The sequence below is a fragment of the Actinomycetospora endophytica genome (assembly GCF_021026375.1).
GTDB lineage: Bacteria > Actinomycetota > Actinomycetes > Mycobacteriales > Pseudonocardiaceae > Actinomycetospora > Actinomycetospora endophytica.
Genome location: NZ_JAJNDB010000001.1, coordinates 846,471 through 866,100, shown reverse-complemented (window position 1 = coordinate 866,100; position 19,630 = coordinate 846,471). Strand labels below are relative to the sequence as shown.

The following is a 19,630-nucleotide window of genomic DNA, read 5'->3' as shown; positions in this document are numbered from 1 at the left end:
CCTCTCCATTCCGGCCCGAGCGGACGGCAGTGGTCAGCTGCCCCGTGGCAGCAGGCCCCGACTGCGGGCGTGCTCGGCCAGGTCCTCGGGCGTGATCGGCCGGTCCGGGTCGAGGGTGATGCCGTAGCTGCGCACGATGCCGTCCATCTGCGCCCACACCAGCGTCGTCAGGTGGTCCGCGAGCTCGTCGCGGGTGAGCGTCCGGTGCTCGAGCCACCACTCGGCGGTGTTCTGCACGAAGCCCACGAGGCCATGGGCCCAGACGTCGGCCGTGCGCGGATCGGCGTCGCCGATCGCGAGGAAGTCGTGCAGCACCCCGGCGACCGCGGCGCCGATGAGGTCCTTGTTCGCCTGCGCGACGTCGCTGCCGTCGGCGGGCGCGTGCCGGACGAACAACCAGTAGACGTTGGGGTTCTGCTCGAGGAAGCCCAGGAACGCGGTGATCGCCCCGCGGATGCGCGTCCGCGGCGCGTCCGCGGTGTGGATGACCGGCAGCACCCAGTCGTCGAGCAGGTTCGCGGTCGCCCATTCCCCCATGGCCTGGACGAGCCCGGCGCGGTCGGTGAAGTGGCGGTAGATCACCGGCTTCGTGATGCCCGCGCGCTCGGCGACCTCCTCCACGCCGAACTCGGGGCCGACCTCCCGGAGCACCTCGAGGGCGGCCTCGACGACCTGTGCCCGGCGTTCGGCGCGGTGGGTGTCCCAGCGGGTGCGTCGACCGTCGACGGCGGTCATGGATCCGCGACCCCGGGTCCGTTGCGGACGGGTCGTGCTGGTGCGGTCGCTGCTCGACACGCCTGCGGTGCGCCTCCCGGCTCGGAGAGCGGCCAAGATATCAGGACGTACACCCGAGCGGGTGATTTTCAGCGGTCGCCGAACGGCCCGAGCCATGCCCCCGACTGCCGCCGCGCCCAGCTCAGGAGCGACTCGCGCTCCGGGTCCGGCGGCGGGTCGTCGGGCAGCAGCTCGTCCTCGGCGGGCGCGTCGGGGACGGGGAAGAAGACGTCGCGGACGGCGGTCACCGGGGCGAGGACGACGCCGCCGAGGGTCCGGGTCTCCGCCGCGGCGTCGCCGACCACGTCTCCGATGGTGTCGACGACGGGCACGTAGCCGTCCGCGTAGGCCTCGCCGACGGCCTCCACCGCGGGCCGCAGAGCGCGCAGCTGTGTGCCGAGCTCGCCGAGAAGGACCTCGACGTCCTTGAGCACCCGGACCCCGGTCACGACGACCTCGAGCGGCAGGGCGGCCGTCGAGAGCGCGAACCGGACCGGGACGGGCAGCCCGGCGAGCGCCGCGTACTCGATCATCGGCGGGAACGTCCGCTCGCGACGTGGCGCCTCGCGCTGCCGTTGCATCCGGGCGCTTGCCCGTCGGGGGTCCACTCTCGGGTCGGCCATCGGCCACCTCGCGCGGGGTCGGGTCGTGGCCCGTGACGCTACGGGCCGGGCCCCGTCGTCGGGCAGGGCCTGTGCACCGATTCACCGGCCGGGGACCCCGGTCGCACCGCGTGCCCGCCGTCGTCGGAGGGTAGCTACGTCACAACGTGACGTGGCTCGCGCCATAGCGTAATGCACGTTATGGTCCGGGGCGTCGTCGTCGATCGAGGAGGACCGAGGAACCATGCGGATCGCCGTGGACTACGACAAGTGCAGCGGGCTGGGCATGTGCGAGTCGATCTCGCCGGACGTGTTCGAGGTGGAGGACGACGGGTCGCTGACCCTGCACCTCACCGAGGTCCCTGAGGGTCGGGAGGACGAGATCCGGCAGGCCTGCGAGGCCTGTCCGACCGAGGCCCTCTCGCTGCAGGACTGATCGACGGGTCTCCGCAGACCCGTGCGCACCCGACGAGCCCGCCCCGGAGGCGACGGATGACCACCACCGCGGACACCGCGACGAGCGACAAGCCCGACCACGACCCGGTCGACCTGTCGTCCCTCGACTTCTGGTCGCGCTCGACCGCGGAGCGCGAGGAGTCGTTCGCGCAGCTGCGGGGCGACCGTCCCGTGAGCTGGCACCGCCCGGCCGAGGGGATCCTGGAGAACCCCGAGGACCCGGGGTTCTGGGCCGTCGTGCGCCACGAGGACATCGCCACCGTCTCGAAGAGCCCGAAGATCTTCTGCTCCGGCCGGGGCGTCCAGTTCATGGACGCCCCGGAGGACCTCCTCGAGGCCAGCCAGTCCTTCCTCGCGATGGACTCGCCGCGGCACGCGAAGCTGCGCAAGCTCGTCGGCTCGGCGTTCACGCCGAAGCGGATCGCGAAACTCGAGGACAAGATCAGCGAGCGGGCCGACATGATCGTCGACGAGCTGCTCGAGCACGGTGACGGGGACTTCGTGCAGCTCGTCTGCCGCCGCCTCCCCATGTGGATGATCTACGACATGATGGGGCTGCCGACCGAGCAGCAGGACGCCCTGGCCGAGAACGCCGACCTCCTGGTGAGCGGCAACGACGCCGAGGTCCGGGCCGCGCACGGCATCGAGAACCCGCTCGAGCTGATGAACAACGCCCTCATCGGGCTCATCGGTCCCGGGCTGGAGGCCGCCGACGACCGGCGCAACAACCCCCGCGACGACCTCATGACCGCCCTGGTGCAGGCCGAGGTCGACGGCGACAAGCTCACCGACGAGGAGATCGGCGCCTTCTTCGTCCTGCTCTCGGTGGCCGGGAACGACACCACGCGGAACACGATCGCCCACGCGTCCCTGGCGCTCACCGAGTTCCGCGACCAGCGCCGCCGGCTGATCGACGACCTCGACGGACGGCTGCCGACCGCGGTGGAGGAGATGGTGCGCTGGGCGAGCCCGGTGCTCACCTTCCGGCGCACCGCCACCCAGGACACCGAGCTCGGGGGGCAGCGCATCGCGGCGGGCGACAAGGTCGTCATGTTCTACGAGTCGGGCAACCGCGACGCCGAGGTGTTCACCGACCCGCTGTCCTTCGACGTCACCCGCGACCCGAACCCGCATCAGGGCTTCGGGGGCGGCGGGCCGCACTTCTGCATGGGCAACATGCTCGCCCGCACCCAGCTGCGGGAGATCTGGCGCCGCCTGCTGACCGTCGCCCCCGACTTCGAGGTGGGCGAGCCGACCCGCCTGACCAGCAACTTCGTCAACGCGGTGCGCTCGCTGCCGATCAGCCTCAACCGGTAGGGCTCAGGCGTCGGCGGGGAGCGCCACCCCGGCGACGTGTGTGCGCACGAGCAGCGCGAACTGGTCGAGCTGGGCGGCGAGGTCCACCGCGGGGCCGCCGTGGTGGAGCTGCTGGTGGCCGACGAGCAGGCTCAGGCCGACCTCCGCGAGGGTCGCGACGAGCGCCTCGTCGGCGATCAGCGGCGTGAGGACCTCGCGGACGGCCCCGCGCCGGCGGTCGTCCACCCGCTGCTGGGCGGCCGCCACGACCCCGTCGGTGCCGGCCCAGCGGCGGATCGCGGTCTCGGCGTCGTGCGGGATGGTGAGGGCGAGGCCCTTGAGGAGCTCGACGCGCTCCACCGGGTCCTGCTCGCGGCGGACCAGCTCGAGGATGCGGTCCACCTCCTCGGTGGCCCAGTGGTCGAGCAGCGCCGCGACGAACCCGTCCCAGTTGCCGAAGTGGTGGTAGAAGCTGCCGCTGGTGACCCCGACCTCGCCGCACAGCCGGCCGATGCGCAGCGCGGGCAGCCCCGGGCCGGCCAGCAGGCGCATCGCGGCACCGAAGAAGTCCGACGGCGAGGCGGTGCGTGCCATGCGGCTCCTCCGAGGCGACGACGAGGTCCTCAGACCAAGATCGTAACCCACTATACGTTGTGCCGGCCCCCGCCGACGTGGGCCGTGACCAGCTCCGCGAGCCGTTCCGGCGCCTCCTCCGGGATCCAGTGGCTGACGCCGCCGAGCACCTCGAGGCGGTAGGGGGCGAGGACGAACCGCGGGTTCTGGTCGACCGCGCTGCGGGTGATGAACTCGTCGCCGTCGCTCCAGACCATGAGCGACGGACGCTGGACGGGACGCCGGGTGTAGCCGGGCGCGGCCAGCGGCAGCGCGCGGTACCAGTTCAGCGGGCCCGTCATCGCCCCGGAGAGGGTGGCGGCGTCGCGGCGTGCGGCCTCCGGGCTCGCCCCGGTGCGCCGCAGGATCGCGGCCATCCGGGCCTCGTCGCCGAGCAGGGTCTCGGGCAGCCACGGGAGCTGGAACGCCCCCATGTACCAGGAGTGCAGCAGCTGGGGGCCGTGCAGCATCCCCCGCAGGAACGCCGCGGGGTGCGGGACCGAGACGCCGGTGACCGAGCGCACCAGGTCCGGGCGGTGCGCGGCGAGCGCCCAGGCCACCACCGCGCCCCAGTCGTGCCCGACGACGTGCACCGATCCGGCGCCGGACGAGGTGATCAGCGCCGCGGCGTCGTCGACCAGGTGCTCGACGCGGTAGGCCGCCCGGCCGGCCGGGCGCGCGCCGGGGGAGTAGCCGCGCTGGTCCGGCGCGAGCGTGCGCAGTCCCGCCCCGTGCAGCAGCTCGGCCACCGGCGCCCAGCTCCGCGAGGTCTGCGGGAAGCCGTGCAGGAGCAGCACGGTCTCGTCCGCGTTGACGGGACCGCCGTCGGTGACGTCGAAACTGAGGGCCCCGCGGGTGAACCCGGTCATGCGCTCGCCGGTCATGGTCGACATCCTGCCCGTCCGGCCGGGCTGGGCCGGACGGGGGACACGGCTCGCGGGCGCGACACGATGTCGGACCTGCCTCCAGGTGCCGGGACGATCACGTTACGGTCAGTGCCCACCCGGGTCCGCCGGGTTTCTCACGCCGCCACCGGGAAGGACCCGATGTCTGCGCGCATGCGCCTCGTGCTGATCCTGGTCGTCGTCGCGATCGTCCTGTACTTCGTGATCGCGCAGCCGGACAACGCCGCGGCCACCGTGCGCACGATCCTCGCCGCGATCGGCGACGGCATCAACCAGATCATCCGCTTCTTCCGGGGCCTCACGGCCTGACGCGGATCATCCCTCGGTCAGGAGCCGCCGCACCAGGTGCATGGCGAGGACGACCGAGCGCTCCCGGACGTCCCCCCGCTCACCCGGGAGCACCGGGTCGCGGGTGATCTCCCGGCCGTCGGCGGTCCGCACCGAGAAGCACACGTAGCCGACCGGCTTCTCCGCCGTCCCGCCGCCGGGCCCCGCGACGCCGCTGATCGCGACCGCGACGTCGACCCCGAACCGCTCCAGCGCGCCGCCGGCCATGGCGTGCACCGCCTCCGGGGAGACCGCGCCGTGGGCCTCGAGCAGATCGTGGCCGACGCCGAGCAGGTGCTCCTTGGCCTCGTTCGAGTACGACACGATGCCGCCCTGCACGTGGCCGGAGGCCCCGGCCGGCGCGGTCAGTCGTCCGGCCAGCAGGCCGCCGGTGCAGGACTCGGCGGTGGCGATGGTCCGCCCCTGGAGCAGGCGGAACACGATCTCGTCGATGGTCTCGCCGGTCCGGGAGAACACCGCCCGGCCGTGGCGGGCGTCGATCTCGGCGACGACGGCGTCGTGGGCGGCGAGGGCGGCCGCGTCGTCGGGACGGCGGCGCAGGTCGACCTCGAGGGTGAAGTCCCGCAGGCACGTCGTGATCTCGAGCGGCCCGAGGTCGGTGTGCTCGCCGACCGTCCGCAGGGTCGCGGCGATGTCGGACTCGGGGACGCCGAAGAGCCGCAGGTGGGTCTCGGCGAACGGCGCGGTGCGTTCCAGCACCGCGCGCACCGGCCCGCTCGCCAGGGCGTCGTCCCACATGGCCCGTACCTCTCGGGGCGGTCCGGGGAGGACGAGCACGGTGGGCGCGAACCCGTCGCCGGGCGGGACCGCCAGGCCCGGCGCGGTGCCCGCGGGCCGGATCGCCGTCGCGCCGCGGGGGACGAGCGCCTGCTTGCGGTTGGCCTCGGCGAGCGCGTCGGCGTCCCAGCGCAGCCGGTCGGCGAACTTCGCGATGATGTCGCCGACCACCTTCTCCATGTGCTCGTCGAGCTCGAGCGGGCGTCCGGTCATGTCGGCGACGACGGCGGCGGTGAGGTCGTCCGCCGTCGGACCGAGGCCGCCGCTGGTGACGACGAGGTCGACGCCCGAGGCGGCGAGGAAGCGCAGCGCCGAGGCCATCTGGTCGGGCCGGTCGCCGACGAGGAGGATCTGGGTGACGTCGATCCCGAGCTCGCCCAGGCGCTCGGCGATCCACGGCCCGTTCGCATCGCGCACCCGGCCCGCGAGCAGCTCGCTGCCGGTGGCGACGATGCCGGCGGTCGGCGCGCCGGCTCCCGGGGCCGGCCCGCCGTCGCCGCTGCCCGCCGCCGGGCGTGCCGGGTCCAGGGACATGGGTTCCTCCTCCGCCGCGCCGACCCCCGCCCACCGGAGCCGGACCTCCACCGTCGACCATCCCACCAGGGCCGCCGTGGTCGTGCGCGATCACCCGGGCGGTGTCCCGACGGGGCGGGACCCGACGAGACCGTGCTGTCAGTTCCGACGCTCTGTAACAGCACGATCGAAAATGTCGGGTATCGCCGTCAATGTTGGGCCATATGAGCGACAGCACGCCAACTGTCACCGTCAGGATTCTTGCGTAGAGTGATCTCGTACCCGATCGGATGACTGACAATCGCCAGCATCGCGGGGTGAGGCGGGAGGAGGCGTCCGTGGATCGTCCGTGCCACGCGCAGCCCGCCGCCGACTCGTGAGCGCGGCCACGGGTGCCCTCGCTGCGGTGGTCCTCGCGGTGGGCGTCGCCGTCGTCGTCGTGGCGCTGGTGCGCACCGCCCGGAGGCGTCGGTCCCGGGACCTGCGGACGCTCGGCGTCGTCGGGTCCTCGATCGCGACCCATGCCGCGCAGCGCCGGACCGACGACGGACGGGCGTCGGCCCGGGAGATCGCCGAGGCGCTCCGCCTGCGCTACGGAGCGCGGCGGGTCGTCGTCGCCGTCGGTCCGCTGGTGGAACGGGCAGGGGAGCCGGAGGCCGGTCTCGACGGTCCCGTCGCCCCCGCCGAGGCGTTCCGGCCCGGTCGCGGCGCGTCGCGCTGGCACCGGCGGACGGCTCCGGCGGTCGTCCGGGACTGGATGGTCACCCGGGACGCGACCGAGGTCCTCGTCGCGCCGGTGGCCGCGCCGGAGGTGCGCGAGGTCGCCGAGGCGGGCGCGGTCCCCGAGGTGGTGCGCTCCCGGCACGGCGTGGTCGAGGTGCACGACCCCTCGCGGGCCGGCGCCCAGCGCTGGCGGGGCCCGACGCGCTCGCTCGTGCGCGGCGAGCTGGCGCTGCTCGCCACCGTCGCCCGCCAGGTGGGTGCCGAGGTGGAGAACAGCCGCCTCGAGGCCCGCCTGCGCCGTGACGCCCACCGCGACCCGCTGACCACGCTGCTGAACCGGCCCGGGTTCCTCCAGGCCGCCGCCGAGCAGGTCCAGGGCGGCTCGGGCGCGATCGCCACGGTCTCCTTCGGCCTGCTCGACCAGGTCAACGACACCCTCGGCCACGCCCGCGGCGAGGAGTTCGTGGCCCTGGCCGCCCGGCGGCTCGCCGCGGTCTGTGCCAGCGACCGCGCCGCCGAGGTGGCTCCCGGCGCGCGTCTGGCGGCCCGGCTGGAGGGCGACACCTATGCGGTCGTCGTCGCGGGCGTCGACGGTCCGACCGCCCACGCGAGCGCCGAGGAGATGCGTGAGCAGCTCGTCCGGCCCTTCGTCGTCGAGGGCGTCCCGTTCGAGGCGCCCGTGCTGGTCGGCGTCGCGATCGCCGGCACGCCCACGCTCGCCGCCGAGGTCGACGGCGCGGCGGTCGCCTCCCGCCTGCTCGCCCGGGCCGACATCGCGCTGTCCGCCGCGCGCCTCGGGGGCGGCCCCGTCCGCTGCTACGAGCCGAGCATGGGCGAACGGGCCGACCGTCGGCTCGCCCTGATCCGCGGGTTCGCCGACGCGATCGCCGACGGCAGCCTGACCGTGCACTACCAGCCGACCGTCTCCCTGGAGGCGCGCACCGTCCTCGGCGTCGAGGCGCTCGCCCGGTGGGATCACCCGGAGCTCGGGGCCCTGCTGCCCGACGAGTTCGTCCCGGTGCTCGAGGCCACCGGGCAGATCACGGGCCTCACTCTCTTCGTGCTCGACGAGGCGGTGGCCGCCGCCCGCCGGTGGCTGGACCGGGGGCTGCGGCTCTCGGTCGCGGTCAACGTGTCCGCGGGGGCGCTCGACGACTCGTTCCCGCCGTCGGTGGCCGAGGCCCTCGCCCGCCACGGGGTGCCCCCGGAACTGCTCACCCTCGAGGTCACCGAGAGCGGCGTCTCGGCGGAGCGCGAGCACGCGATGCCCGCGCTGCGCCGGCTCAGCGTCATGGGGTGCCGGCTGGCCGTGGACGACTTCGGCACCGGGCAGTCCTCGCTGGCGCACCTGCGCCGCCTCCCGGTCGACCAGGTGAAGATCGACAAGAGCTTCGTCCTCGGGATGGGGACCGAGGCCGGCGACGCCGCGGTGGTCCGCGCGATCGTCGAGATGGGCCACACGCTGGGGCTCACCGTCGTCGCCGAGGGCGTCGAGGACGGCGCCGTGCGCGTCGCCCTGGCGGAGATGGGCTGCGACGTCGCCCAGGGCTATCTGGTGTCCCGGCCGCTGTCCGCCGGGCACCTCGACCAGTGGCTGGACTCCCTGGTGCGCGAGGGGGGTGCCACCCCCGGGCCGGACGGGCCCTGTGTACGCTGGGTGCCGCCCGCGGGGACAGCGCCGGAGAGTTCCGGAGCCGCCTGACCGGCGGGAAGACTGGCCCCTTTAGCTCAGTCGGCAGAGCGTCTCCATGGTAAGGAGAAGGTCTACGGTTCGATTCCGTAAAGGGGCTCGGTGCCAGCAGACCGGCGGGTCGACCCGCCGGTTTCGGCATGTCGAGGGTCGGCCCGCCGGCTCCCGGCAACACCGTGGCGGTGTAGCTCAGGTGGCAGAGCAAACGGCTCATAATCGTTGTGTCGCCGGTTCAAGTCCGGCCACCGCTACCAACTAGAGACGCGACGTCGTAGTACCGAAAGGACACTCCCCATGGCCGCGACCGATGTGCGCCCCAAGATCACGCTCGCGTGCGAGGAGTGCAAGAACCGCAACTACATCACCAAGAAGAACCGGCGGAACGACCCCGACCGGCTCACGCTGAAGAAGTTCTGCTCGCACTGCGGCTGCCACCGCGGTCACCGCGAGACGCGCTGAGCCGGGTCGCACACCGCCGTGCCGCTCGACGCCTCGTTCGTCGGACGCAGCTGGCCGCCCCGCACCTACACGGTCGGCCGGGAGAAGATCCGTGAGTTCGCCCGGGCGGTCGGCGCGACCGACCCCGTGCACACCGACGAGGACGCCGCGCGGGCGGCCGGGCACCCCGGCGTGATCGCGTCGCCGACCTTCCCGGTGGTGTTCACGTGGGAGGCGACGCGCGAGGTCGTGGACGATCCGGCCCTGGGCCTGGACTTCACCCGCGTCGTGCACCGCGACCAGTCGTTCGAGTTGCACCGTCCGGTGGTGGCCGGTGACGTGCTCACCACCGTCGTGAGCGTCGACGACATCCGCGAACTCGCGGGCAACGACGTCGTCACCTTCCGCTGCGACGTCACCGACCCCGACGGGGAGACGGTGCTGGTCTGCACCTCGACGCTGGTCGGCCGCGCGGGGGAGGCCACGTGAGCCTGCCCGAGGTCGCCGTCGGGGACGAGATCCCCGGCCGCACCGTCCCGGTGACCCGCGCCGACCTGGTGCGCTACGCCGGCGCCTCCGGGGACCTCAACCCCATCCACTGGAACGAGCGCACCGCGGTCGACGTGGGCCTGCCCGGCGTCATCGCCCACGGCATGCTGACGATGGCCCTCGCGGCGCAGTTCGTGGCGGACTGGGCGGGCGACCCCGCCGCGGTCCGTTCCTTCTCCACCCGCTTCACGCGACCCGTCGTGGTCCCGGACGACGACGAGGGTGCCTCGGTCGAGTTCGGCGCGACGGTGAAGGCGGTCGACGACGACGGCACCGTCACCCTCGCCGTCACCGCGACCGGTCCCGACGGCAAGGGCGTCCTCGGCAAGGCTCTCGCGAGGTGCGCTCCGCGCACGTGAGCACTGATTGACGCCATAGCGTCAATTAGTGCTCACAAGCGCGCAGCGCACCTATGAGGCGGCCGCCGAACCGCCCAGCGTCGCCACCACGGCGCGGGACAGGGCGGCCGACCCCTGCGCGTTGGGGTGCACCGGCGCGGCGGGCGCGGTCGGGATGAGGCCCTCGATCCACTTCGTCCCCGGCACCTGGCAGATGTCGTGCCCGACGGTCGAGGTGTAGGTGTCCACGAACGTCGCGTCGCCCGCGTCGGCGCTGCGCTGGATACGGGTGTTCAGGTCGGCGAGGATGCCGCGCAGGTAGGCGATGTCCCCGGGGCTGATGGGCACCGCCGGGAAGCAGCCGGGGCCGGTCGCCGGGAGCACCGAGGGGTAGCCGACCAGCGCCACCCGGGCGTCCGGGGAGCGGCGGTGGACCTCCTTGAGCACCGACGCGTACTTGCCGGCGAGGGCGTCGATGCGCTGCCGGAGCTGGTCCGTACCGCCCTTGGTGTAACGGTCCTTGCAGGGCGAGCCGAACGGCGTCGCGCTCAGGCAGGACTTCACGATGTCGGAGAACCCGATGTCGTTGCCGCCGATCCCGACCGTGACGAGCTTCGTGTCCTTCGCGAGCGCCGAGTACTGCGCCGGGTTGGTCCCCGCGTCGGTCTGCTGCGCCGCGGAGAACTCCTTGGTCGTGGCCCCGGAGCAGCTGGCGTCGGTGAGGTTCGCGCCCAGCGCGGCCGCCGTCAGGTGCGGGTAGTTGTTCACCGAGCGGAAGCACCCCGGTGGCGGACCGGCGCTCGTGCCGGTCAGGGGGGACGCCGTGTAGGAGTCACCCAGCGCCACGTAGGGGGAATTGCTCGCCCCGCCCGGGTTCGCCGCCGCCACACCGGCACCTGCCGCCACCAGCACACCCACGATCAGGCATGCCACCCACGACCGTCGCACTCGATCCCCGCCGCCCACGTCGTCCTCTCGCCGTGATGATCACAGGTCGGCCTGGCCGACCGGGCTCGCCCCCGGTCGCCGGCGTGGTGGTGGGTCAGGACATCTCGGCCAGGAGGTCGGCCATCCGGCTGACTCCGGTACGCAGGTCGTCGTCGCCGAGGGCGTAGGACAACCGGAAGTAGCCCGGCGTCCCGAAGGCCTCGCCGGGCACCACGGCGACCTCGGCGTGCTCGAGGATCGCCGCGGCCAGGTCCACCGACGTCTGCGGGCGCGCGCCGCGCAGCTCACGTCCGAGCAGTCCCCGGACGTCGGCGTAGGCGTAGAAGGCGCCGCGGGGCGTCGGGCACTCGACGCCGTCGATCGCCGAGAGCATCTCGACGATCGTGCGACGACGGCGGTCGAAGGCGGCCCGCATCTCGTCGACGGCGTCCAGCGACCCGGTCACCGCCGCGAGCGCGGCGCGCTGCGCGACGTTGCAGACGTTCGACGTCAGGTGCGACTGCATGTTCGCGGCCGCCTTGACGACGTCCTCGGGCCCGATGAGCCAGCCGACCCGCCAGCCGGTCATCGCGTAGGTCTTCGCGACGCCGTTGACGACGATGCAGCGGTCGGCGATCTCGGGGACCGCGACCGGCATCGAGACGTGCTCGGCGCCGTCGTAGACGAGGTGCTCGTAGATCTCGTCGGCGATCACCCAGATGCCGTGCTCGGCGGCCCAGCGCCCGATGGCCTCGACGAGCTCGCGCGGGGCGACGGCCCCGGTCGGGTTCGACGGCGAGCACCACAGCAGCACCTTGGTGCGGGGGGTGCGGGCGGCCTCGAGGGCCTCGACGGTCGGCAGGAAGCCGGTGGAGGCGTCGGTGTCGACCTGCACCGGGTCGCCCCCGGCCATGCGCGCGGCCTCGGGGTAGGTGGTCCAGAACGGCGCCGGGAGCAGCACCTCGTCGCCGGGGTCGACGATCGTCGCGAAGGCCTCGAACACGGCCTGCTTGCCGCCGTTGGTGATGAGCACCTGCGAGGGCTTCACCTGCCAGCCGGAGTCGCGCAGCGTCTTGGCGGCGACGGCCTCGCGCAGCTCGGGGAGCCCGCCCGCGGGGGAGTACCGGTGGTTCTTCGCGTCGGTGCAGGCGGCGACGGCGGCGTCGACGACCGGCTGCGGGGTCGGGAAGTCCGGTTCCCCCGCGCCGAAACCGATGACCGGCCGGCCCGCCGCCTTGAGCGCCTTCGCCTTCGCGTCCACCGCGAGCGTCGCCGATTCCGCGATGCCCCCGATGCGCGCGGAGATGCGGCGATCGGTGGCGGCGTTGGCGAGATCCGAGGACCCGGAGGACGTGACAGCGGTCATGGCTCCGGATTCTGGCAGACGCCCTCCCCCCGACAGCGAGGTGATTCCGCCGTCCGTGCGGGGGACCGTGCCGGGGACGAGAGGGCCGGGGCGAGGGTCCGCGGCGGGGGTGCCGTAGGATCGACGCTCGGGACGACGGGTCCTCGGTTTCGGCGTGCGTGCGCTCCGGTGGGCGCGCGCCGTGCGGGAACTCCGCCGTCCGGGCGGCCCCCGACGGGTCGCCACAGGGGCGTAGCTCAATTGGCAGAGCAGCGGTCTCCAAAACCGCAGGTTGCAGGTTCAAGTCCTGTCGCCCCTGCATTCCGGGCCGCCCGCGGCGCGGACACGATGACCGGACGAGCCGGGGTGAGGACGGAACAGTGAGCGAGGACACGGGCGGGCGACGTCGCCCCGGCGCCGACGGCGCCGACGACCCCTCCCGCCCCGTCACCGCGGCCGGCCGACGTCGCCGCGGGGCGGCGGACGAGACGGGCGGCACCACCCGGGTCGTCCCGACGCGCGGGGACAAGGGCGCCCCCACGCCGTCGCGCGACGGTCGCTCGAACGCGTCCGAGGGCTCGGCGATCGCCCGCCTGCAGCGGTTCCTGCGCGAGGTCGTCGCGGAGCTGCGCAAGGTCCACTGGCCGACGCGGCGCCAGATCGTCGTCTACACGGTGGTCGTCCTGGTGTTCGTCGCGTTCATGGTCACGCTGGTCGGGCTGCTGGACGTCGGGTTCCAGAAGCTCACCTTCGCCCTGTTCGGCTGACCCGCGTCCCGACCGGTCCCGGCCGGAAACCACGCCGGCCGGCACCACCGCGCGGGAGGGCCGCGCACCCGAAGGAAGTGAGACGAGAAGTGACCTCCGGAGAAGTAGGCGAGCACGGGAACGACGGCGAGCCCGAGCTCGTCTCGGAGTCCCGCACGCGCGGCGTGATGGTGCGCGAGGGCTCCGACCTCAGCACCGAGGAGGCGCCGGCCACCCTCGACGACGCCCAGGTGGCGCAGGCCGCCGCCAAGGCGCGCGAGGACGCGGACGAGGACGACGACGACGCCCCCGAGGTGGACCCGGAGGCGGACCTGGCCACCGCGCGCGCCGCCCTGGGCGGGACGTCCGACGACGACACCTCGGCGCCGGAGCAGGCCGTGACGGAGGCCGACGAGTCCGCCGTCGGGGCGGAGGGTGCCGCGGTCGAGGAGCCCGCCGTCGAGGAGGTCGCTGCCGAGGAGGCCGCCGCCGACGAGGTGGCGGACGAGGACGAGCCCGAGGACCCGGTGCAGGCCCTCAAGGACTCCATGCGCCTGGCGCCCGGCGACTGGTACGTCGTGCACTCCTACGCCGGCTACGAGAACAAGGTGAAGACGAACCTCGAGACGCGCGTGCAGACGCTCGACGTCGAGGACTTCATCTTCCAGGTCGAGGTGCCCACCGAAGAGGTCACCGAGATCAAGAACGGCCAGCGCAAGCAGGTCCAGCGCAAGGTGCTGCCCGGCTACATCCTGGTGCGGATGGACCTCAACGACGCCTCGTGGAGCGCGGTGCGCAACACCCCCGGCGTCACCGGCTTCGTCGGTGCGACGTCGCGGCCCTCGCCGCTGACGCTCGACGAGGTCGTGAAGTTCCTGCTCCCGCGGCAGGAGGCGCCGAAGAAGGCGAAGGGCGCGGAGAAGGGGGCCGAGACCGCGGCCGCCGGCACGCCGTCGCCGGTCGAGGTCGACTTCGAGGTCGGCGAGTCGGTCACCGTCATGGACGGTCCGTTCGCGACGCTCCCGGCGAGCATCTCCGAGGTCAACGTCGACGCCCAGAAGGTCAAGGTCCTGGTCTCCATCTTCGGCCGCGAGACGCCGGTCGAGCTGGGGTTCAACCAGGTCTCGAAGATCTGAGCGGGAACACCACAACGTCCCCCGGCGCTGGAACCCGGCGCCGGGGGCGACGCCGGTCCGCGGTCCGGACGCGACCGGTCGCCCCGAATGATGAGTGAGGAACTGTAGGGATGCCCCCGAAGAAGAGGCGACTGTCCGCAGTCGTCAAGCTGCAGATCAAGGCGGGCGCTGCGACGCCCGCGCCGCCGGTCGGCCCCGCGCTGGGTCAGCACGGCGTCAACATCATGGAGTTCTGCAAGGCCTACAACGCCGCCACCGAGGCGCAGCGTGGTCAGGTCGTGCCGGTCGAGATCTCGATCTTCGAGGACCGCTCCTTCGACTTCAAGCTCAAGACGCCGCCGGCAGCCAAGCTGCTGCTCGCGGCCGCGGGCATTCCGTCGGGGAGCGCGACTCCGCACTCCAAGAAGGTCGGCTCGGTGACCGACGCGCAGCTGCGTGATATCGCCCAGACCAAGATGGCCGACCTCAACGCCACCGACATCGACCAGGCCGCGAAGATCATCGCCGGGACCGCCCGGTCGATGGGCCTGACCGTCTCCGGCTGAGACCACTCGCCGGAGTGCCGTGGGAGGGCGAGCGCCGCCCGTCACCACACCTGATCCGCGAACGAACGAAGGACAGCACATGAAGCGCAGCAAGGCCTACCGCCAGGCCGCCGAGCTGGTCGACGAGGACGCGCTGTACGCGCCCCTCGAGGCCGTCGAGCTCGCCAAGAAGACGGCGACGACGAAGATGGACGCGACGGTCGAGGTCGCCATGCGTCTCGGCGTCGACCCCCGCAAGGCCGACCAGATGGTGCGCGGCACCATCAACCTCCCGCACGGCACCGGCAAGACCGCCCGCGTGATCGTCTTCGCCACCGGCGACAAGGCCACCGAGGCGGAGAACGCCGGCGCCGACGTCGTCGGCTCGGACGACCTCATCGAGCGCATCCAGGGCGGCTGGCTCGAGTTCGACGCGGCCGTCGCCGCGCCGGACCAGATGGCGAAGGTCGGGCGGGTCGCCCGCATCCTCGGCCCGCGCGGCCTCATGCCCAACCCGAAGACCGGCACGGTCACTCCGGACGTGTCCCGTGCGGTCTCGGACATCAAGGGCGGCAAGGTCAACTTCCGCGTCGACAAGCAGGCGAACCTCCACCTGGTGATCGGCAAGGCCAGCTTCGACGCCGAGAAGCTCGTCGAGAACTACGGGGCGGCCCTCGACGAGATCCTCCGCGCCAAGCCGGCCGCGGCCAAGGGCCGCTACGTCAAGAAGATCACCGTGACGACCACGATGGGCCCCGGCATCCCGGTGGACCCGAGCCGGACCCGGAACCTCACCACGGCCGACAACGCCTGAGGTCCACCCCCGCGCGCCGACCGGCCCGGGCCACCCCGCAGTGAGGGGTGGTCCGGGCCGTCGCGTATCCTGGTCAGGACACGTCCGGAGGGTCGTCAGGCCCACCGGGATCGTCACCGAGTTCCACCCGAGACCGCTGGTCTCCTCCCGGGCCCGCCCGGGAGGGCGAAGGTCCCTCACGGGACGACCCGCGCAGGAGGACGAGGCAGCGATGTGTGCGGGCCGATCGGCCCGCCGCGACATCACCAGCCCCGTGCGCCTGCGCACGGGGCTTTTTCGTGCCCCGGTCGTCCCCGGGGCGCCCTCACCGGCGTGACCGCGCGGAACACCAACGCCCGAGTGAGGAAAGGAGGCGCGGATGGCCGAACGTGCACCGGCCGCCGAGAAGGTGGCCGCCGTCGCCGAGATCACCGCGGAGTTCCGCGACGCCTCGGCCATGGTCGTCACCGAGTACCGGGGCCTGTCGATGAAGCAGATCACGCAGCTGCGGCGCTCGCTGGGTTCCGAGGTCAACTACACCGTCGCGAAGAACACCCTGGTCAAGCTGGCTGCCGCCGATGCCGGCGTGGAGGGCCTCGACGAGCTGCTCGTCGGGCCGACCGCGATCGCGTTCGTGTCCGGGGAGCCCGTCGACGCCGCCAAGGCGATCCGCGAGTTCCAGAAGGACAACAAGGCGCTCGTGGTCAAGGGTGGCTACATGGAGGGCCGCGCGCTCTCCGCCACCGAGGTCGACCAGCTGGCCGACCTGGACTCCCGCGAGGTCCTGCTGGGCAAGCTCGCCGGCGCCATGAAGGGCAACCTCGCCAAGGCCGCGGGCCTGTTCAACGCGCCCGCCCAGCAGATCGCCCGCCTCGCGGCGGCCCTGCAGGACAAGCGCCAGAACGAGGGTGGCGGCGAGGCCGCCGCCGAGGCGACCGAGGCCACCGGGTCCACCGAGGCCACCGAGGCCGCGGAGTCGACAGAGTCCACCGAGGACGCCCAGTCCTGATCCACGGGGCCGGTCACCCACCGGCTCCGGCCCCCGGGCGCGTCGTCGACCCGCCCACCACCCACGCAGGAAGGAACGCCACACCATGGCGAAGCTGTCCACCGACGAGCTGCTCGACGCCTTCAAGGACATGACGCTGCTCGAGCTCTCGGAGTTCGTGAAGAAGTTCGAGGACACCTTCGAGGTCACCGCCGCGGCCCCGGTCGCCGCTGCGGCCGCCCCCGCCGCCGGCGGCGCCGCCGCTCCGGTCGAGGAGGAGAAGGACGAGTTCAACGTCGTCCTCGAGTCCGCGGGCGACAAGAAGATCCAGGTCATCAAGGTCGTCCGTGAGGTCGTCTCGGGCCTGGGCCTCAAGGAGGCCAAGGAGCTCGTCGAGAGCGCCCCGAAGCCGCTCCTCGAGGGCGTCAACAAGGAGGCCGCCGAGGCCGCCAAGGCGAAGCTCGAAGAGGCCGGCGCGAAGATCAACCTGACCTGAGTTCCTCAGGTCGGCCCGTACCCCCGAGGGGGTACGGGCTCTCCCACCGCCACGAGAGGGCGGGGTCCCGTCGGGACCCCGCCCTCTCGTCGTTCCTGAGCCGTTCGGACCAGCACGAACAGCCCTCCGGGTGCGAGATCGCGTGCTCCGGGTGGCGGTCGGCCGAGGGAGGAGGACTCAGTGGGTGACTGGAGTTGCCCGTCCAGTAACCTCGCCGCGCACCTGTCGTTGACGCTGTGATGGCCGACTCGCCGGGGGGTTGCGTCACCGTGCGGCGCACAGCGCGACGCCGAGCTGCGGTCTGCTCGTCGCGGCGAGGTCGGACACCAGGCCGGGAGGATTTCACATGGCAGGCGTCGAGGTCGGGATCAAGAACCTCTCGAAGTCGTTCGGCAGTTCGAACATCTGGTCCGACGTGACGTTGACGCTGCCGGCGGGGGAGATCAGCGTGCTGCTGGGCCCGTCGGGGACCGGCAAGTCGGTGCTGCTGAAGTCGATCATCGGGCTGCTGAAGCCGGAGAAGGGTTCGATCTTCATCCACGACACCGACCTGGTGCGGTGCTCGGAGTCGAAGCTCTACGAGATCCGCAAGCTGTTCGGGGTGCTGTTCCAGGACGGTGCGCTGTTCGGGTCGATGAACATCTTCGACAACATCGCGTTCCCGCTGCGCGAGCACACCCGCAAGGGCGAGTCCGAAGTCAAGAACATCGTGATGGAGAAGCTCGATCTGGTCGGGCTCTCCGGTGCCGAGGACAAGCTGCCCGGTGAGATCTCGGGCGGGATGAAGAAGCGCGCCGGGCTGGCGCGGGCGCTGGTGCTGGACCCGGAGATCATCCTGGTCGACGAGCCGGACTCCGGGCTCGACCCGGTGCGCACCGCCTACCTCAACCAGCTGCTGGTCGACCTCAACACCCAGCTCGACGCCACGATCATGGTGGTGACCCACCACCTCGGCACCGCCCGGTCGATGCCGGACAACATCGGGATGCTCTTCCGCCGCAACCTGGTGATGTTCGGCCCCCGCGAGGTGCTGCTGACCAGTGAGGAGCCGGTGGTCCAGCAGTTCCTGCAGGGCCGTCGAATCGGTCCCATCGGGATGTCGGAGGAGAAGGACTCCGCCCAGATGGAGGCCGAGATGGCCGAGCTGAAGAAGCAGGGCGGATCGGCGGAATCCGAGGAGTCGTTCATCGACCCGCAGATCAACCCGACCGAGGGCATCGGTGAGCGCAAGGCGGTCCAGCGGCGCAAGGACCGGGTGATGCAGACCCTGCACACCCTCCCGGAGAAGGCCCAGACGGCCATCCTCGAGTCGTTGACCGAGGAGGACATGCAGCGCTACGGCGTCTCGCGGGACCAGGACCGGACCCAGCTGATCGAGGTCACCCGGAACAGCCCGCCCTCCGACGCCGACCCGTTCGGCCACCAGGCGATGGAGGAGAACCAGACCGAGTCGATGGTCGAGGGTTCGCCGTCGGAGTCCGGTGGGCGTGCGGGCTCGGGCGACCCCGACGGCGACCAAGAGGCCCGCAACCAGCCCCCGGCCCCGCCGGAGTCGGACGAGCCGCTGGTCGGGGTGCCGGTCGACGAGTACGCCGGGGGCACGGTGGTGCTCCCGCAGGCCGGCGAGCACACCAAGAGCGATGACGAGAAGACCGGTGTCTCCGGTACCTCGTCGACCGAGCCCGACACCGACACCTCGGACCAGCACACCGAGCAGATTCCGGTGGCCGGCGACCAGGGAGGCCAGGCCCCCTCCGAGCAGCAGACGCAGTCGGAGGCCCCGGGCGCCGCCGGGGGGCAGCAGGAGCACGGCGGCCTGCGACGGCTCTTCCGCCGGAGCGAGGACTCGTGACCTCTCGCGTCGCCGCCGGCCGCTTCCCGGGCGCGGGAGCGCTCACCGCGACCGGCAAGCTCTTCGCGCTCGGTCTGGACATCTTCGTCAGCATCTTCCAGCGGCCGTTCCAGACCAAGGAGTTCATCGAGCAGTGCTGGTTCGTCTCGCGGGTCTGCATCCTCCCCGCGGCGCTGGTCTCGATCTCCTTCGGCTCGGTCATCTCACTACAGCTGGGGTCGCTGATCCGGCAGTTCGGCGCCCAGTCGTTCTCCGGCGCGGCGAGCACCCTGGCCGTCATCCAGCAGGCGGCCCCCGTCATCTGCGCGCTCCTCGTCGCGGGCGCCGGTGGCTCCGCGATCTGCGCGGACCTCGGTGCCCGCACCATCCGTGAGGAGATCGACGCGATGGAGGTGCTGGGCATCAACCCCATCCAGCGCCTCGTCGTCCCGCGCGTCCTCGCGGCGATGCTCGTCTCGTCGCTGCTGTTCGGACTCGTCTCGATCGTGGGCGTTGCTGGTGGCTACTACTTCAACGTCGTGCTCCAAGGAGTGACGCCCGGTGCCTACGTGCAGGGCTTCTCCGCCCTGTCGAAGCCGACCGACCTCGTCGTGGGCTTCGTCAAGGCGCTGCTGTTCGGCCTCGCGGCCGGAGTCGTCGCGGCCTACCGGGGGCTGAACCCCAAGGGCGGCCCGAAGGGCGTGGGGGACGCGGTCAACGAGGCCGTGGTCATCACGTTCGTCCTGCTGTTCGCGATCAACGTGATCGTGACGGCCGTGTACCTGAACCTCGTCCCCCCGAGCAAGTTCTAGGTGGCCGAAGA

The 19,630-nt window shown here is 72.4% G+C and carries 21 protein-coding genes, 3 tRNA genes and 1 pseudogene; 18 read left to right on the top strand and 7 right to left on the bottom strand.

Annotated features, from left to right (window positions below):
* Positions 1–33: 33 nt before the first annotated feature.
* Both LQ327_RS04185 and LQ327_RS04180 read right to left on the bottom strand, forming a co-directional pair.
* The gene (locus tag LQ327_RS04185) at positions 34–735 is read right to left on the bottom strand and encodes a TetR/AcrR family transcriptional regulator (RefSeq protein WP_230730273.1); all 702 of its coding nucleotides are present in this window, start codon (positions 733–735) and stop codon (positions 34–36) included.
* Between the two features lie 128 nt (positions 736–863).
* The gene (locus LQ327_RS04180) at positions 864–1,307 is read right to left on the bottom strand and encodes a hypothetical protein (protein WP_230730272.1); all 444 of its coding nucleotides are present in this window, start codon (positions 1,305–1,307) and stop codon (positions 864–866) included.
* 313 nt (positions 1,308–1,620) lie between these two features.
* On the opposite strand from LQ327_RS04180, the gene LQ327_RS04175 reads away from it, so the two are divergent.
* Complete coding sequence (locus LQ327_RS04175; protein ID WP_230730271.1) at positions 1,621–1,812, top strand: ferredoxin; 192 nt, start codon at positions 1,621–1,623, stop codon at positions 1,810–1,812.
* 56 nt (positions 1,813–1,868) lie between these two features.
* Positions 1,869–3,149 carry a cytochrome P450 gene (locus tag LQ327_RS04170; protein WP_230730270.1) on the top strand — a complete coding sequence of 427 codons (1,281 nt, stop codon included), beginning with the start codon at positions 1,869–1,871 and terminating at the stop codon, positions 3,147–3,149.
* 3 nt (positions 3,150–3,152) lie between these two features.
* On the opposite strand, the gene LQ327_RS04165 is transcribed toward LQ327_RS04170, so the two are convergent.
* Positions 3,153–3,722 (bottom strand): TetR/AcrR family transcriptional regulator, encoded by a 570-nt coding sequence (locus LQ327_RS04165; protein ID WP_230730269.1) that lies wholly within the window; start codon positions 3,720–3,722, stop codon positions 3,153–3,155.
* A gap of 50 nt (positions 3,723–3,772) precedes the next feature.
* Positions 3,773–4,624, bottom strand: coding sequence for an alpha/beta fold hydrolase (locus LQ327_RS04160; protein ID WP_230730268.1), 852 nt, complete (start codon positions 4,622–4,624; stop codon positions 3,773–3,775).
* A gap of 162 nt (positions 4,625–4,786) precedes the next feature.
* On the opposite strand from LQ327_RS04160, the gene LQ327_RS04155 reads away from it, so the two are divergent.
* Positions 4,787–4,954 carry a hypothetical protein gene (locus LQ327_RS04155; RefSeq protein ID WP_230730267.1) on the top strand — a complete coding sequence of 56 codons (168 nt, stop codon included), beginning with the start codon at positions 4,787–4,789 and terminating at the stop codon, positions 4,952–4,954.
* A gap of 6 nt (positions 4,955–4,960) precedes the next feature.
* On the opposite strand, the gene LQ327_RS04150 is transcribed toward LQ327_RS04155, so the two are convergent.
* Positions 4,961–6,304: a competence/damage-inducible protein A gene (locus LQ327_RS04150; protein ID WP_269069131.1), complete on the bottom strand. Its 1,344-nt coding sequence runs from the start codon at positions 6,302–6,304 to the stop codon at positions 4,961–4,963.
* Positions 6,305–6,632: 328 nt separating this feature from the next.
* On the opposite strand from LQ327_RS04150, the gene LQ327_RS04145 reads away from it, so the two are divergent.
* The 6 genes from LQ327_RS04145 to LQ327_RS04120 all read left to right on the top strand — a co-directional run bounded on the left by LQ327_RS04145 (position 6,633) and on the right by LQ327_RS04120 (position 10,042).
* On the top strand, positions 6,633–8,708 hold the full coding sequence (locus tag LQ327_RS04145; protein ID WP_230730266.1) for a putative bifunctional diguanylate cyclase/phosphodiesterase: 2,076 nt from the start codon (positions 6,633–6,635) through the stop codon (positions 8,706–8,708).
* A 15-nt stretch (positions 8,709–8,723) separates the two neighbouring features.
* Positions 8,724–8,796, top strand: a tRNA-Thr gene (locus LQ327_RS04140).
* Between the two features lie 78 nt (positions 8,797–8,874).
* A tRNA-Met gene (locus LQ327_RS04135) sits at positions 8,875–8,950 on the top strand.
* 40 nt (positions 8,951–8,990) lie between these two features.
* Positions 8,991–9,155, top strand: coding sequence for a 50S ribosomal protein L33 (rpmG, locus tag LQ327_RS04130; RefSeq protein ID WP_230730265.1), 165 nt, complete (start codon positions 8,991–8,993; stop codon positions 9,153–9,155).
* An 18-nt stretch (positions 9,156–9,173) separates the two neighbouring features.
* A complete protein-coding gene (locus LQ327_RS04125) occupies positions 9,174–9,623 on the top strand; it encodes a MaoC family dehydratase N-terminal domain-containing protein (protein ID WP_230730264.1) in 450 nt (149 codons plus the stop codon).
* Positions 9,620–10,042 carry a MaoC family dehydratase gene (locus LQ327_RS04120; RefSeq protein WP_230730263.1) on the top strand — a complete coding sequence of 141 codons (423 nt, stop codon included), beginning with the start codon at positions 9,620–9,622 and terminating at the stop codon, positions 10,040–10,042. Before LQ327_RS04125 ends, LQ327_RS04120 begins: the two co-directional genes overlap by 4 nt.
* Before the next feature lie 51 nt (positions 10,043–10,093).
* Here the strand turns inward: LQ327_RS04120 and LQ327_RS04115 are convergent, their stop codons facing one another.
* Together LQ327_RS04115 and LQ327_RS04110 are read right to left on the bottom strand one after the other, a co-directional pair.
* Positions 10,094–10,939, bottom strand: coding sequence for an SGNH/GDSL hydrolase family protein (locus LQ327_RS04115; RefSeq protein WP_230730262.1), 846 nt, complete (start codon positions 10,937–10,939; stop codon positions 10,094–10,096).
* Between the two features lie 124 nt (positions 10,940–11,063).
* Entirely contained in the window at positions 11,064–12,314 is a 1,251-nt protein-coding gene (locus LQ327_RS04110; RefSeq protein ID WP_230730261.1) for a pyridoxal phosphate-dependent aminotransferase, read from the bottom strand.
* Between the two features lie 225 nt (positions 12,315–12,539).
* On the opposite strand from LQ327_RS04110, the gene LQ327_RS04105 reads away from it, so the two are divergent.
* The 9 genes and pseudogenes from LQ327_RS04105 to LQ327_RS04065 all read left to right on the top strand — a co-directional run bounded on the left by LQ327_RS04105 (position 12,540) and on the right by LQ327_RS04065 (position 19,619).
* A tRNA-Trp gene (locus LQ327_RS04105) sits at positions 12,540–12,612 on the top strand.
* Between the two features lie 61 nt (positions 12,613–12,673).
* On the top strand, positions 12,674–13,060 hold the full coding sequence (secE, locus tag LQ327_RS04100; protein ID WP_230730260.1) for a preprotein translocase subunit SecE: 387 nt from the start codon (positions 12,674–12,676) through the stop codon (positions 13,058–13,060).
* Between the two features lie 167 nt (positions 13,061–13,227).
* Positions 13,228–14,175: a transcription termination/antitermination protein NusG gene (gene nusG, locus LQ327_RS04095; protein WP_269069457.1), complete on the top strand. Its 948-nt coding sequence runs from the start codon at positions 13,228–13,230 to the stop codon at positions 14,173–14,175.
* Between the two features lie 110 nt (positions 14,176–14,285).
* The gene (gene rplK / locus LQ327_RS04090; RefSeq protein WP_230730258.1) at positions 14,286–14,720 is read left to right on the top strand and encodes a 50S ribosomal protein L11; all 435 of its coding nucleotides are present in this window, start codon (positions 14,286–14,288) and stop codon (positions 14,718–14,720) included.
* A 79-nt stretch (positions 14,721–14,799) separates the two neighbouring features.
* A complete protein-coding gene (gene rplA / locus LQ327_RS04085; RefSeq protein WP_230730257.1) occupies positions 14,800–15,513 on the top strand; it encodes a 50S ribosomal protein L1 in 714 nt (237 codons plus the stop codon).
* A gap of 358 nt (positions 15,514–15,871) precedes the next feature.
* Positions 15,872–16,501, top strand: coding sequence for a 50S ribosomal protein L10 (rplJ, locus tag LQ327_RS04080; protein WP_230730256.1), 630 nt, complete (start codon positions 15,872–15,874; stop codon positions 16,499–16,501).
* Positions 16,502–16,586: 85 nt separating this feature from the next.
* Positions 16,587–16,976 (top strand): 50S ribosomal protein L7/L12, encoded by a 390-nt coding sequence (gene rplL / locus LQ327_RS04075; RefSeq protein ID WP_230730255.1) that lies wholly within the window; start codon positions 16,587–16,589, stop codon positions 16,974–16,976.
* 346 nt (positions 16,977–17,322) lie between these two features.
* A pseudogene (locus LQ327_RS04070) lies at positions 17,323–18,378 on the top strand (ABC transporter ATP-binding protein); the annotation flags it as partial.
* A 446-nt stretch (positions 18,379–18,824) separates the two neighbouring features.
* Positions 18,825–19,619 carry an MlaE family ABC transporter permease gene (locus LQ327_RS04065; RefSeq protein ID WP_230730254.1) on the top strand — a complete coding sequence of 265 codons (795 nt, stop codon included), beginning with the start codon at positions 18,825–18,827 and terminating at the stop codon, positions 19,617–19,619.
* Positions 19,620–19,630 lie beyond the last annotated feature (11 nt).

Excerpts from the sequence above, each read along its gene's own strand:
- LQ327_RS04185 (WP_230730273.1), bottom strand. The coding sequence starts at position 735 with ATGACCGCCGTCGACGGTCGACGCACCCGCTGGGACACCCACCGCGCC.
- LQ327_RS04180 (WP_230730272.1), bottom strand. The coding sequence starts at position 1,307 with ATGATCGAGTACGCGGCGCTCGCCGGGCTGCCCGTCCCGGTCCGGTTC.
- LQ327_RS04175 (WP_230730271.1), top strand. The coding sequence starts at position 1,621 with ATGCGGATCGCCGTGGACTACGACAAGTGCAGCGGGCTGGGCATGTGC.
- LQ327_RS04170 (WP_230730270.1), top strand. The coding sequence starts at position 1,869 with ATGACCACCACCGCGGACACCGCGACGAGCGACAAGCCCGACCACGAC.
- LQ327_RS04165 (WP_230730269.1), bottom strand. The coding sequence starts at position 3,722 with ATGGCACGCACCGCCTCGCCGTCGGACTTCTTCGGTGCCGCGATGCGC.
- LQ327_RS04160 (WP_230730268.1), bottom strand. The coding sequence starts at position 4,624 with ATGACCGGCGAGCGCATGACCGGGTTCACCCGCGGGGCCCTCAGTTTC.
- LQ327_RS04155 (WP_230730267.1), top strand. The coding sequence starts at position 4,787 with ATGTCTGCGCGCATGCGCCTCGTGCTGATCCTGGTCGTCGTCGCGATC.
- LQ327_RS04150 (WP_269069131.1), bottom strand. The coding sequence starts at position 6,304 with ATGTCCCTGGACCCGGCACGCCCGGCGGCGGGCAGCGGCGACGGCGGG.
- rpmG (WP_230730265.1), top strand. The coding sequence starts at position 8,991 with ATGGCCGCGACCGATGTGCGCCCCAAGATCACGCTCGCGTGCGAGGAG.
- LQ327_RS04110 (WP_230730261.1), bottom strand. The coding sequence starts at position 12,314 with ATGACCGCTGTCACGTCCTCCGGGTCCTCGGATCTCGCCAACGCCGCC.
- nusG (WP_269069457.1), top strand. The coding sequence starts at position 13,228 with ATGGTGCGCGAGGGCTCCGACCTCAGCACCGAGGAGGCGCCGGCCACC.
- rplK (WP_230730258.1), top strand. The coding sequence starts at position 14,286 with ATGCCCCCGAAGAAGAGGCGACTGTCCGCAGTCGTCAAGCTGCAGATC.
- rplA (WP_230730257.1), top strand. The coding sequence starts at position 14,800 with ATGAAGCGCAGCAAGGCCTACCGCCAGGCCGCCGAGCTGGTCGACGAG.
- rplJ (WP_230730256.1), top strand. The coding sequence starts at position 15,872 with ATGGCCGAACGTGCACCGGCCGCCGAGAAGGTGGCCGCCGTCGCCGAG.
- rplL (WP_230730255.1), top strand. The coding sequence starts at position 16,587 with ATGGCGAAGCTGTCCACCGACGAGCTGCTCGACGCCTTCAAGGACATG.